This window comes from Rhizobium sp. CCGE531 (assembly GCF_003627795.1).
In the GTDB taxonomy this organism is placed as follows: Bacteria; Pseudomonadota; Alphaproteobacteria; order Rhizobiales; family Rhizobiaceae; genus Rhizobium.
Genome location: NZ_CP032684.1, coordinates 289,144 through 301,798, shown reverse-complemented (window position 1 = coordinate 301,798; position 12,655 = coordinate 289,144). Strand labels below are relative to the sequence as shown.

Annotated in this window: 10 protein-coding genes; 1 reads left to right on the top strand and 9 read right to left on the bottom strand. The window is 60.3% G+C overall.

What is annotated here, in order from left to right; all coding sequences use genetic code 11:
* Positions 1 to 56: 56 nt before the first annotated feature.
* The gene (locus CCGE531_RS01435; RefSeq protein ID WP_120662592.1) at positions 57 to 2,234 is read right to left on the bottom strand and encodes a mechanosensitive ion channel family protein; all 2,178 of its coding nucleotides are present in this window, start codon (positions 2,232 to 2,234) and stop codon (positions 57 to 59) included.
* Positions 2,235 to 2,407: 173 nt separating this feature from the next.
* Between CCGE531_RS01435 and CCGE531_RS01430 the strand changes: the two genes are divergently transcribed.
* Positions 2,408 to 3,370, top strand: a complete 963-nt coding sequence (locus CCGE531_RS01430) for a hypothetical protein (RefSeq protein WP_120662591.1) — start codon at positions 2,408 to 2,410, stop codon at positions 3,368 to 3,370.
* A 25-nt stretch (positions 3,371 to 3,395) separates the two neighbouring features.
* Here CCGE531_RS01430 and pncB read toward each other — a convergent pair whose 3' ends face one another.
* From pncB to CCGE531_RS01390, 8 genes are all read right to left on the bottom strand, one after another.
* The gene (gene pncB / locus CCGE531_RS01425; RefSeq protein WP_120662590.1) at positions 3,396 to 4,700 is read right to left on the bottom strand and encodes a nicotinate phosphoribosyltransferase; all 1,305 of its coding nucleotides are present in this window, start codon (positions 4,698 to 4,700) and stop codon (positions 3,396 to 3,398) included.
* A gap of 201 nt (positions 4,701 to 4,901) precedes the next feature.
* Positions 4,902 to 5,861, bottom strand: a complete 960-nt coding sequence (locus CCGE531_RS01420; RefSeq protein WP_120662589.1) for a glyoxylate/hydroxypyruvate reductase A — start codon at positions 5,859 to 5,861, stop codon at positions 4,902 to 4,904.
* 11 nt (positions 5,862 to 5,872) lie between these two features.
* A complete protein-coding gene (locus CCGE531_RS01415; protein ID WP_120662588.1) occupies positions 5,873 to 7,501 on the bottom strand; it encodes an ABC transporter ATP-binding protein in 1,629 nt (542 codons plus the stop codon).
* A complete protein-coding gene (locus tag CCGE531_RS01410) occupies positions 7,498 to 7,995 on the bottom strand; it encodes a PIN domain-containing protein (RefSeq protein WP_120662587.1) in 498 nt (165 codons plus the stop codon). Before CCGE531_RS01410 ends, CCGE531_RS01415 begins: the two co-directional genes overlap by 4 nt.
* Entirely contained in the window at positions 7,992 to 8,282 is a 291-nt protein-coding gene (locus CCGE531_RS01405; protein ID WP_120764086.1) for a hypothetical protein, read from the bottom strand. Before CCGE531_RS01405 ends, CCGE531_RS01410 begins: the two co-directional genes overlap by 4 nt.
* A 69-nt stretch (positions 8,283 to 8,351) precedes the next feature.
* The gene (locus CCGE531_RS01400; protein WP_120666360.1) at positions 8,352 to 9,506 is read right to left on the bottom strand and encodes an ABC transporter permease; all 1,155 of its coding nucleotides are present in this window, start codon (positions 9,504 to 9,506) and stop codon (positions 8,352 to 8,354) included.
* Positions 9,506 to 10,597, bottom strand: a complete 1,092-nt coding sequence (locus tag CCGE531_RS01395) for a microcin C ABC transporter permease YejB (protein ID WP_120662585.1) — start codon at positions 10,595 to 10,597, stop codon at positions 9,506 to 9,508. Before CCGE531_RS01395 ends, CCGE531_RS01400 begins: the two co-directional genes overlap by 1 nt.
* Before the next feature lie 170 nt (positions 10,598 to 10,767).
* A complete protein-coding gene (locus CCGE531_RS01390) occupies positions 10,768 to 12,606 on the bottom strand; it encodes an extracellular solute-binding protein (RefSeq protein ID WP_120662584.1) in 1,839 nt (612 codons plus the stop codon).
* Between the last annotated feature and the right edge of the window lie 49 nt (positions 12,607 to 12,655).

Sequence of the window (12,655 nt, the reverse complement as noted above, 5' to 3'; positions counted from 1 at the left end):
GGCAAAGCCCGAGAAATTCATGGCGGCGTTGGATTGCCCTGGTTATATTCCGGGCGTTAACCCGCCTGTTGGGCGCCTTCCACGTTTGCCGCCCGCATCTCGATAAGCTGCCGGGCAGCGGCGGCGGCCGCATCCTTGTCGCCTGCCACCTGCACGGTCGGGAAGGCGAACTGGATGCCGTTCTCGTCGAAGGACTGCTTGATCAGCGCCAGCGCGCCGCGGCGGATGACGGAGAGTTCGTTCGGCTTGGCGGTAATCGCCAGTCTGATCTCGATCGCAAAATCGCCGAACTGCTCGACGCCCTTCATCTTTAGCGTCTGGATGATGTTCGGCGCCAGGTCCTCATCTTCGAGCAGGCGCTGGCCGATGTCCTTGATGATCCGCTTCAGCTTCACCAGATCGGTATCGTAGGTGACCTTGATGATGATCTTGTCGATCGCCCAGTCGCGGTTCATGTTGTTGACCGCGCCGAGCGAGCCGAAGGGGATCGTCGCCAGCGGGCCGCGCTGGTGGCGTAGCTTTACCGAGCGCAGGCTGAAGGATTCCACCACGCCCTTGTGGTTGCCGCTTTCGATATATTCGCCGATGCGGAAGGCATCGTCCCAGAGGTAGAAGACGCCGCTGATAACATCCTTGACGATGGTCTGCGCGCCGAAGCCGACCGCAACGCCGACAACCCCGGCACCGGCGATCAGCGGCCCGATCTGAACGCCGAGACCGGACAGCACCATCATGACGGCGATGATGCCGATGATGACGGCCAGGATATTGCGGAAGATCGGCAGCAGCGTCTGCAGCCGTGCGCGGCTCGCCCTCATCTCCTCGGAATCGCTAACGGCGGGCAGGGATTGCATCAGCTTGGCGTCGATATAGGTTTTCGCCAGCTGCCAGACGAGATCGGCAATCAGCAGAATGACGATGCCACCAAGAATGCCGCGAGCGATACGCCCGACATTCGATTCACTGCCGCTCATCATCGCATGAGCTTCGACCCCCAGCATCCGACCGAGCCAGAGGGCTGCGAATGTAATGATCACCGCACGCACGCCACGATCGAGAAGAACGGTCGCCAATTTTCCGGCACCGAAAATGCCCTCGGCCGCATCGTGCAACGCCTCGATCGCACGGGTGGACACCGAAAGAATGCGCGGCAGCAATATCGCATAGATACCGACCCAAAGCAGGCCATCGAAGCCGGCCACCCACAGGCCCCAAAGCGCTGCGAAGTAGATCGTCAGCAACCAGGAGATCGTCCGCTTTCCCCGGCTTCCCGGAACGGCGGGCCTCGACCACACGGCCTCCACAGCGATCACGAACAGGCCGATGCCGAGCGCGTAGCCGATGAAGTCACGCGCGCCGGCGGAAAAGCCGAGCGACGCGACAGCCTGTATGATGGCCCAGCCGCAAGCAAAGTAAGTGGCAAACAGCGTGCATCGCCGATACCAGTATTTTGCGACAAGCCGCCGTTCCGCGATGCGGGCAGCACCGCCATCCTCGTCCAGAACATCATCCGTCCGGCGCATGGAGATCAGTTCCATCAAAAGCTTGCCGATGGAGATCGCCAATCTGATCGACACAATCGCGATGACGCAGGCGATGGCAAAGTTTTCGATCACCGGCGGCCAGTCGAAAGCGAGAAGCGGAACCAGCGTCACCAGACCATGAATGATGGCGGGCACAACGCCGCCCAGGAACTGGAACCGCGCCGCCTGCAGCTCGGTCTCGACGCCGGCTGCCCGTTCGGTGCGCCGCATGTGCTTGGTATTGATGAAGCGCGCGGCAGCGAGCTCGGCCACGAGCCCGAGGAAGAAGAGGATCACGATCTGGATGATGATGCGGAGCAGGCCGACCGCCCTGCCCTCGCCCTCGAGCTTTTCCGATGCCGTCATGACTTCGTAGGGCAGCGTCATCGCCGCGCCTGACACCACTTCGAGGTGGTGACGTGTGTGGCCAAGCAAACCGGACAACGCCGACATCTGGTCGCTTCCCGAGGCTTCTGGATCATCAGCCGTGGAGGTCGGGGTGGAAGTGGGCTGATTGTTGAGCTGCGCGGCAAGCCATTGCTTGACGTCGGGCTCGTTCATCAACTGGATCAGTTCACGGACCTTGTCGGGCGGCGGTGCGGGCTGTGATGCCGGCGCGGGCTGCGCGAGCGCCGTGAAGGGCGCGGCCGGAGCAAGAAGACATAAAAGCAAAGCCCCGATCCACAGCCTGCCACCCCCAAAATTTCTCATATGCGCTGCCCTTCCCGCAATCGGACCATCCGGTCCGTTCCCGCAGACTATACGCGTTTTTTATCCGGGCAAGCAGGCGCTTACCGGACAAATCCATCGCCCGGCCGGCATTGCCCCGGAGCCGTGGCCGCGCTAGGTTCTGCCGCAATACCGGTCGGTACTCGGGGACGCGCGTGTTCAATTTCCTGAAAAGGCTCTTCGGTAGAGACAGTCGATCCGACACGCGCGGCGGGCAGACACTGCCCGAACCCGAAAGCACGACGACCGTCAAGACGCTCGATCTGAACATTCCGGATGAAGCCTTGCAGGATGAGGCGACCTTTGCTGCCTATCTGCAGGAGCGCCTGCCGTTCTTCGGCGACCTGATCCGCGTCGATTACGACGCTTCAGCCGGCAGCCTGACGCTGCATAGCCGCAACGGCGATACGATGACGAAATTCCTCAGCAATGCGTTGCTGGCATTGCGCGAAAAGAAAGGGCCGGCGCGCGCGCAGGCTCTGCTCAACTATCTCAACATGACGGAAGCCATGGAGGGCAATAGCGAACTCTCCAAGGTCCTGCCGGTGCTGAAAACGCGCGATTTCGTCGAGGTGGCGCGCCAGCAGATGATGCATGCCGTCAAGGACGAACCCAGCCCGCCGCAATTCGTCTATCTCGACGAAGCGGAAAACCTGATCAAGCTTTTCGTCGTCAACGGCGAGACCACCGTCAGCTATGTCATGTCGACCACGCTGGACGATTGGGGCATCGATGCCCGGGAGCTTGCCGAGACGGCGCAGGCCAACCTGCAGAAGTTCCTCGCCAAGACCGGCGTTCAGATCGCCAAACGCAGCCGGTTCCAATATGTCGAGGTAGACGGGCAGTTCGAATCCAGCATCGCCTTCCTGCCGAATTTCTGGGCGCAGGTGCAGGAACAATCCGGCGGCGCCGCCCCGATCGCGGCGTTCCTGTCACGCGACAAGGTGTTCTTCACGCATGAGAACGACACCCAGGGCCTGCAGCTCTTGGAGCTGATCAGCGCCGATCTCAGCGACGTTCCCTACGTTATTTCGCCGGATCAGTATCGCTGGGAAAATGGACGATGGACGCTGTTCAGGCGCGTCGCCCGAGTGGAAGCGATCAACGTCCGCCACTAAGGCAACTGGACATTCCTCCCGGAAATTACACCAGCACTTCCTGATCGACGCGATCTTCCGCGCCGAAGAACTTCAGATAGCGCTCGACTTCCGCCGGCTCGCCGGTCGCCTTCTGCGGATTGTCCGAAAGCTTGACGGCCGGGCGGCCGTTTGCCTCGATCACCTTGCAGACGATCGAAATCGGGCTGAGGCCCTTGAGTTCGGTGGGCGCGCAGCCGGCGAAATCGTTGGTGAGATTGGTGCCCCAGCCGAAGCTCATGCGCACGCGACCGTCGAAATGCTTGTAGGTATCGATGATCGCATCGACATCGAGACCGTCGGAGAAGATCAACAGCTTCTGGCGCGGGTCGCGGCCCATCTTCTTCCACCACTCGATGATCTTTTCGCCACCTTCGATGGGCGGGGCGCTGTCCGGGCGGAAGCCGGTCCAGTCGGCCACCCATTCCGGCGCATTGCGCAGGAAGGAGGCTGTGCCGAAGGCATCGGGCAGCACGACAAGCAGATTGCCGCCATAGAGTCGGTTCCAGTCGCGCAGCACCTTGTAGGGCGCCTTGCCAAGCTCTTCGTCGTTTTTCGCAAGTGCCGCGGCGACCATCGGCAGCTCATGCGCATTGGTGCCGACGGCTTCGAGATCGGAATCCATGGCGAGCAGCACGTTGCTGGTGCCGGTGAAAGCGTGGGGCACGCCTTCCTTCAGCGCCTCGACGCACCAGCGCTGCCAGAGGAAGCTGTGGCGGCGGCGGGTGCCGAAATCGGAGATACGGAGGTCAGGCAGTTCCCTCAGCCGCTCCACCTTTTCCCACATCTTGGCCTTGGCGCGGGCATAGAGCACATCGAGCGTGAAGGGACCGAGCGCCTTCAGCGCCGTGCGCGAGCGAAGCTCGTTGATGATGGCGAGCGCGGGAATTTCCCACATCGTCGTTTCCTTCCACGAACCGTGGAAGTCGAGAATATATTGGCCGTCGCGCTTCGACAGCTCATATTCCGGCAGCTGGAAATTCGACAGCCAGGTGAGGAATTCGGGTTCGAAGATCTGGGCGCGGCCATAAAAGCTGTTACCCGCAAGCCAGATCATTTCCTTCTTGGCGAGGCGGAGCGTGCGGGCGTGATCGAGCTGTTCGCGCAATTCCTTCTCGTCGATCACTTCCGCAAGGCGAACGCTTTTGGTGCGATTGATCAGGGAGAAGGTGGCATCGACGTCCGGATAGAGCTTCCAGATCATCTGCAGCATGAGAAGCTTGTAGAAATCCGTATCGATCAGGCTGCGGACGATCGGATCGAGCTTCCAGGTATGATTATAGACGCGGGTGGCAATATCCGTCTTGGTCATGTCGTTCCTGCCCCGTCTCCTGCCCTGCACACGTCATGCTTCTCGCCGGCCGATGTGCCGGCGTGCGTGTATAGCGCCTTGTTATCAAAAAATGTTGAGCGAAAGTCCAGTCACTGAAAGAAAATTGATGTCAGAGCAAATGTGCTACATTCGACTGCCGGCAATCGAAGCGAAGCATCTTAACTCCACGCCCTATCAGAGTTAGTAACCCCGGCCGCGATCCACCAGATGCTGCAGTGGTTCGCCGCGTTCGAAGCGGGCGATCTGCTCCTCGACATGGCGCATGAGCGCCTTTTCCTCCGACACCGCGGAATCATGCGGCGTGATGATGACATTTTCCAGGTCCCAGAGCGGATCGTCAGCCGAGAGCGGTTCGACGGCGAAGACATCGAGCGAGGCGCCGCCGAGAATGCCGGTGCGAACAGCCGAGGCGATATCGGCCTGCACCTGGCTCTTGCCACGGCCGGCATTGATGAGGACCGGCTTGCCAAGCGGACCGTTGCGGTGCAGCCTGGAGAAAAGCGAAGCATTGTAAATCCCGGTCGTTTCCGGCGTCAGCGGCAGCAGGCCGACCAGAATATCGGTGCGTGCCAGAAACGCATCCAGCCCGCTGGCGTCGAACGTTTCCATGCCGTCAATCTCTTTCTTGCCGCGCGACCAGCCGATGACGTTGAAGCCCATCACCTTCAGCTTGGCGGCGGCATCGCAGCCGAGAACGCCGAGGCCCATGACGCCGACGGTGACGTCGGCGGCTTCCGGGCCATTCTGCGGTGCCCAGACGTGTTGACGCTGATTCCTGAAATGCCCTTGCACGTCGCGCAGATGCATCAGGCACTGCATGACCACCCATTCGCTCATGCGCACCGTCAGGCTGCGATCGACGAAGCGGACGATCGGAATATCGGGCAGGTCGGCAATCGACATCATCGAATCCACGCCAGCGCCGCCCGAGAAGATGACCTTGAGATTGCGCGCACGCTCAAAAAGATCGGCATCCGGTTTCCACACAAGCGCATAATCGACACCGGAGAGATCCGCGCCCTTGTTGGCAGGATCGGCGAGATTGATGCTGCCGCGATCGGCAAAGGCCGCCTCGAGCGACCTGGCGACGGTCGCCGGATCGAATTTGAGGTCGACAAGAACGGGGCTTTTGGCCGGCATGGCGGTGGCCTTTATTGCTGGATGGCGGCGGTCGGCACCGCCTCGATGTTGAATGCGGCGGCGAGAAGCGCCTTGGTATAATCCTCTTTCGGCGCCCGGAAAATATCGGCGGAGGCGCCCTGCTCGACGACCTTGCCGAAGCGCATGACGATCAGCTCGTTGGCGAGTGCCTTCACCACCTTCAGGTCGTGGCTGATGAAAAGGTAGGCAAGATCGTGCTTCTTCTGCAGGTCGCGCAGCAAATCCACAACCTGTGCCTGTACGCTCATGTCGAGCGCCGAGGTCGGCTCGTCCAGCATGACGAAACGCGGCTTCAGCACCATGGCGCGGGCGATGGCGACGCGCTGGCGCTGGCCGCCGGAGAATTCATGCGGGAAACGCCAGCGAGTGGACGGATCGAGGCCCACTTCCTCCAGCGCCCAGCAGACGCGCTTGTCGCGCTCGTCTGCCGAAAGCGACCGCTCATGCACCTTGAGCCCTTCAGCGATGATCTCGCCGACCGACATTCTCGGGCTCAGCGAGCCGTAAGGGTCCTGGAAGACCACCTGCAACTGGTTGCGGAGCGGCCGCATCTCGCGGAACGAATAGCCGGCTATATCCTTGCCGACAAAGGCGATCCGGCCGCGAGAGGAGATGAGCCTGGCGAGCGCGAGACCGAGCGTTGTCTTGCCCGAGCCGGATTCGCCGACGACGCCGAGCGTCTGGCCGGCCCTGAGCTTCAGATCGATACCGTCTACCGCCTTCACATGATCGACGACCTTGCGCATGAAGCCGGCCTTGATCGGGAACCAGACGCGGATATCGCTGCCTTCCATGACGACAGGCTTGCCGGCGTCGCTTACCGGCGGCTCGCCGCGCGGCTCGGCGGCCAGCAGATGGCGGGTATAATCATGCCGCGGATTGGTGAAGACGTCTTCCACCGTGCCGGTTTCGACGATGTGGCCCTTGGTCATCACGCAAACACGGTCGGCGAACTTGCGGACGATGCCAAGGTCATGGGTGATGAACAGCATCGACATGCCGTGCGTGCCCTTGAGATCGCGCAGCAGCTCGAGGATCTGCGCCTGCACGGTGACATCGAGCGCCGTCGTCGGCTCGTCGGCGATCAGCAGTTCGGGACGGTTGGCAAGCGCCATGGCGATCATCACGCGCTGGCGCTGGCCGCCTGATAGTTCATGCGGATAGGCCTTGAGGCGCTTCTCCGGTTCGCGGATGCCGACCTGGTTCAGGAGTTCCAGCGTTCGGTTGCGGGCAGCCTCGCCGGTCATGCCCTGATGTAAAGCTAGAATCTCGCTGATCTGCTTTTCGATCGAGTGGAGCGGATTGAGCGAGGTCATCGGCTCCTGGAAGATCATCGTGATGTCGTTGCCACGCACGCCACGCAGCTCGTTGTCCGATGACTTCAGCAGGTCCTTGCCCTTGAACAGGATTTCGCCGGAAGGGTGGCTCGCGGTTGGATAAGGCAGCAGCTTCAGAATCGAATTGGCCGAGACCGACTTGCCGGAGCCGGATTCGCCGACCAGCGCCAAGACTTCACCCTTGGCGATATCGAAGGAAACGCCATCGACCGCGGTCGATGTCTGCCCGCCCTGGTGAAAGGCGACGGACAGATTGCGGACGGAGAGTAGCGGTTCGGTCATTCGGCCAAGCTTTTCAGGAGGGATGCCAGAGTGGGCTCATCGGGGCGGAGGATTGTCAGGCGAGTGATATCCAAAGGCCCCGAGACGGGATGAACAAGATCTGTGATATCGCTGATCCCCTTGTCCGCAGTCAGGAAGTGAGTGCAACGGCTATGAAGCGCGGTGGCGAGGTGGATCGCATCCGGCAATTTCAAGCCGGCACGCGTTGCCCGCAACAAGGCCGCACCATCAAGGATCGGCGGCGTGATCGACCAGATGTCCAGCCATGAGCGCGACGACGACCATTCTTCATAGGCTCGCAAAAGCTCGAAATTCCGCTGCTGCAGCGGCTTGACCTTCAATTCGGCAAAAGTCAGCGCACTGGTGGAGACGTAGACGGGTTTCTTCTCGATCACTTCTAAAATAGCCCAGAGAAGATCGTGAACGATGCCGCTTTGCTCCATCAGCGCGACAACGACATTCGTGTCCCAATAGATGCCCCGTGGTGCGGTCATCTATCATCCCATTCATCGCGCAGTTCGCGAATACGGGCAACAATCTCTTCAGTCGTGGCATTTCCGGCGTATCTGTCGGGGTGCGCCTTGCGATCTCGCAAGAGAGCCTTGAGATTCGCGGAGAGTGCACTTTTCGGAGATAGCGAAGCAAATGGCGAAAGGCTGTCGGTGGTGGCCTTCTCTTCCGCCTCTACCACAACGCGCACGAGTGCCTCCTTGGGAAGATCGCCGCGAATATCGTCCGGCAACCTTGACGCCGGATAATGTTCCAATACCACCTTATTCATCGCATCCATCCGTTGCCTGTCGTCGCCAACCGCAGTTTACCTTGTGCGCTGACCAATTGCGAGCATTCCTCATCGGAACGTCTTCCTCGGATCGAAGGCATCGCGCACGGCCTCGCCGATGAAAATCAGCAGCGACAGCATGATCGACATGGTGAAGAAGGCCGAGAGCCCCAGCCAGGGAGCCTGCAGGTTGGATTTGCCCTGGGCGATCATCTCGCCCAGCGACGGCGAGCCTGGCGGCATGCCAAACCCTAAGAAGTCCAGCGAGGTCAGCGTGGAGATCGAGCCTGACAGGATGAAGGGGACGAAGGTCAGCGTCGCGACCATCGCGTTCGGCAGCAGGTGGCGATACATGATGGTGCGGTTGTTGACGCCGAGCGCGCGGGCGGCGCGGACATATTCGAAATTGCGCGCCCGCAGGAATTCGGCGCGCACGACGCCGACGAGCCCCACCCAGGAAAACAAGAGCAATATGCCGAGCAGAATGAAGAAGCCGGGCGGCAGGACGGATGCGATGATCAGCAGGATATAGAGCACCGGCATGGACGACCAGATCTCGATGAAACGCTGCATCAAAAGATCGGTCCATCCGCCGAAATAGCCCTGTATCGCACCGGCGCAGACGCCGACGACGGCAGAGCAGATGGTGAGCGCGAGGCCGAACAGCACCGAGATACGGAAGCCGTATATCAGGCGGGAGAGCACGTCACGCGCCTGGTCATCGGTGCCGAGCCAGTTGAAATTGCTCCAGTTGCAGTTCGGATCGGCAACGCCTTGCGCATAGCCCGAGCAGCGCTGTTCCTTGCTCACCGCCCAGAAAGGCGGCGTCGGCGCCGACAGTCCCTTGGGAAGGTTGGAATTGGCGGTCTGGTAGGAATAGTGGATCGGCGGCCAGATCATCCAGCCATTGGCATTGATCTCGTCCTGAATGTCCTGGGCGCGATAATCCGTCTGCGCCAGGAAGCCACCGAATTTCTCTTCCGGGTAATCGACGAAGATCGGCGTCAGGATCTCGCCCTTATAGGAGACGAGGATCGGCCGATCGTTGACGATGAACTCGGCACCAAGGCTGAGGACGAACAGAACGAGGAAGATCCAGAGCGACCAGTAGCCGCGGCGATTTGCCTTGAAATTCTCCCAGCGGCGCAGATTGGTCGGCGAGAACAGGCCCTTGCGCGGCGGCTTCACCACTACGGGAGATGCCGGATGGCTGGCGGCGTCCATCATACCTCCCTCCGCTCAAAATCGATGCGCGGATCGATCCAGGTGTAGATCAGGTCGGAAACGAGGCTGACGAAGAGGCCGAGCAGCGAGAAGATGAAAAGTGTCGCAAACACCACCGGATAATCGCGCTGGACGACGGAGAGATAGCTCAAGCGCCCCAAGCCATCGAGAGAGAAGATGTTCTCGATCAGCAGCGAGCCGGTGAAGAAGGCGGAGATGAAGGCGCCGGGAAAGCCGGCGATGACGATCAACATGGCGTTGCGGAAGACATGGCCATAGAGCACGCGCCGTTCGGAAAGCCCCTTGGCGCGAGCGGTAACGACATATTGCTTCTTGATCTCTTCGATGAAGGAATTTTTGGTGAGCAGCGTCGTGGTGGCGAAGGCGGCCAGCGACAGCGAAATCAGCGGCAGCACCAGATGCCAGAGATAATCGAGGATCTTCCGCCACCAGCTGAGGTCGGCGAAATTATCCGAGACGAGACCGCGCAGCGGGAACCAATCGAAGAAGGAGCCGCCGGCGAACAGCACGATCAGCATGATGCCGAACAGGAAGCTCGGGACGGCATAGCCGATGATGATAATGCCCGACGTCCAGACATCGAAGGTCGATCCGTCCTGCACCGCCTTGCGGATGCCGAGCGGGATGGAAATGGCATAGGAGAAGATCAGGATCCAGATGCCGAGCGAGATCGACACCGGCAGCTTCTGGCCGATAAGATCGATGACCGTGGTGTTGCGGAAGAAGCTCTCGCCGAAGTCGAAGCGGATATAATTCCACATCATCTGGCCGAAGCGCTCGAGCGGCGGCTTGTCGAAGCCGAACTGTTTGTCGAGCTTGGCGATCAGTTCCGGATCAAGCCCCTGCGCGCCGCGATATTTCGAGCTGCTGTCGTCGAAAGTCGGCTGCGACGACATGTCGGTGCCGCCGGACAAGCGGCCGTTGGCATTGTCGCCCTGACCCGTCAGCTGCGCAATGACCTGCTCGACCGGGCCGCCCGGCGCAAACTGCACGATGGTGAAGGAAATGGCCATGATGCCGACGATGGTCGGGATCATCAGCAGGAGGCGTCTCAGGATATAGGCGCCCATCAGCCGGCCGCTCCCTCGAAGAGGGGTATATTCCGCCTCGCCTCAACCCATCTATCGATCAAATCACATTCCCTTCCGCCGGATACGAACCGGCGCAGTCATTTCAGCTTGAAACTATCCGAATCAGCCCGAGCATTTGGAGCCAGCGAACCCCTTATTGCAAGAGAGGCTCATTTTCCGGCGCTTTTCGACCACCAGACTTCGGGGAAGCCGATGGAGTAATAGGGCAGTTCCGCCAGATGCTCGAACTTGTCCCAATAGGCTATCCTGGTCGTCGTTCCATAGAAGGTCGGCAGAACATAGTGATGGGCGAGCAGCACGCGGTCGAGCGCTTTGACCGTCGCTTCCTTTTCCGGCACGTCCTTCGCGAAGATCACCTTCTGGATGAGCGCGTCGATGCCGGGATCGGCTATGCCGGCATAGTTCCGGGATCCCTGACGGCCGACGGAAGTCGAGCCCCAGAAATCGAGCTGCTCATTGCCGGGGTTCAACGTCTGCGCCCACACGACCCAGATCATGTCATAATCGAAGCTGCGGATGCGGTTGATATATTGCGAGGGGTCGACCGTCCTGACGCTGGCATCGATGCCGATGCGCTTCAGGTTCTGAATATAGGGCAGCACCGACCTTTCCAGCGATGGATTGTTCAGCAGGAGTTCCAGCGAGAACGGCTGTCCGGTCTGCGCGTTCACCATCTTGTTGCCCTTGAGGACCCAGCCCGCCTCCTTGAACAAGGCGAGCGCCTTGCGAAAATTGTCGCGCGCCTTCTGCGGATCGCCGCCGACGGGATTGGCATAGGGCGCCGTGAAGACCTCGGCGGGCACCTTGTCCTTGATGCCGTTCAGAACGTTGAGTTCCTCCGCTTGCGGCAGGCCCGAGGAGGCGAATTTCGTGCCGAAAAAGAAGCTGTCGACGCGCGTCAACTTCCCGAAGGAAAGGGTCCGGTTCAGTTCCTCGAAATCATAGGCGTAGTTCAGCGCCTCGCGGACGCGCTCGTCCTTGAACCGATCACGCCGCATATTGGGAACGAGCGCCTGCATGATGCCGACCGAGCGCAGCGTGTTGGGCAACTCCTCGCGCTTGACGCGGCCGTCCTTGGCGGCTGGAAAATCATAGCCGGTCACCCAATGGCTTGTCGAATTGTCCTGCCAGTAATCGATGGTGCCGCTGCGAAACGCCTCGAAGGCGACGTCGTAGTCGGCAAAATAGATATAATTCATCACGCCGAAATTATTCTCGCCGACATTGACCGGCAGGTTCTTGCCCCAGTAGTCGTCACGCAGTTCGTAGCGGATCGAAGAGCCGGGCTGCAGGGAAGCGATCTTGTAGGGGCCGGACCCCATGATCGGCTCGAGCGTGGTGCGGGAGATATCGCGCGGCTTGCCGTCGGGACCCGTTGCCTCCCACCAATGTTTCGGCAGGATGGTAAGCTGGCCCAGGATCGAGGGCAGCTCGCGGTTGTCCTTTTCATCGAAATGGAAGGTGACATCGCGCTCGCCGGTCTTTTCGGCGCTCACGACATGCGCGTAGTAGCTTGCCCCCAAGGGATTGAGTTCTTTGAACTTCTCGAAGCCGAAGATGACGTCCTCGGGCGTTACCGGCGTGCCATCGGCCCACTTCGCCTCGGCGCGCAGCCGGAAGGTGGCGCTTGAAACGTCGTCGGGATAAGAAACACCTTCGGCAAGCAGGCCATAGGAAGAATTGGCCTCGTCATCGGCTTTCTTCAACAGCGTATCGTAGACCAGCCCTATCCCTTCGGCGACATTGCCCTTCGACAGCACCGGATTGAGGGTATCGAAGGTACCACTGCTCGACAGCTTCACCTCGCCGCCCTTCGGCGCATCCGGATTGACATAATCGAAGTGTTTGAAGCCTGGCTGGTATTTGAGGTCACCGAGAATGGCGGTGCCGATGCGGAATTGCGGCTCTTCGGCTTTCGAGGACACGGGCAATGCCAGCAGGCAAATAAGAGAAACTACCAAGCCTGCTTTCAATCGTGTCGATGCCATTCATGATCTCCTGATGCTTTTCCGAGAATCAGCATAAGGCAAATGAGGG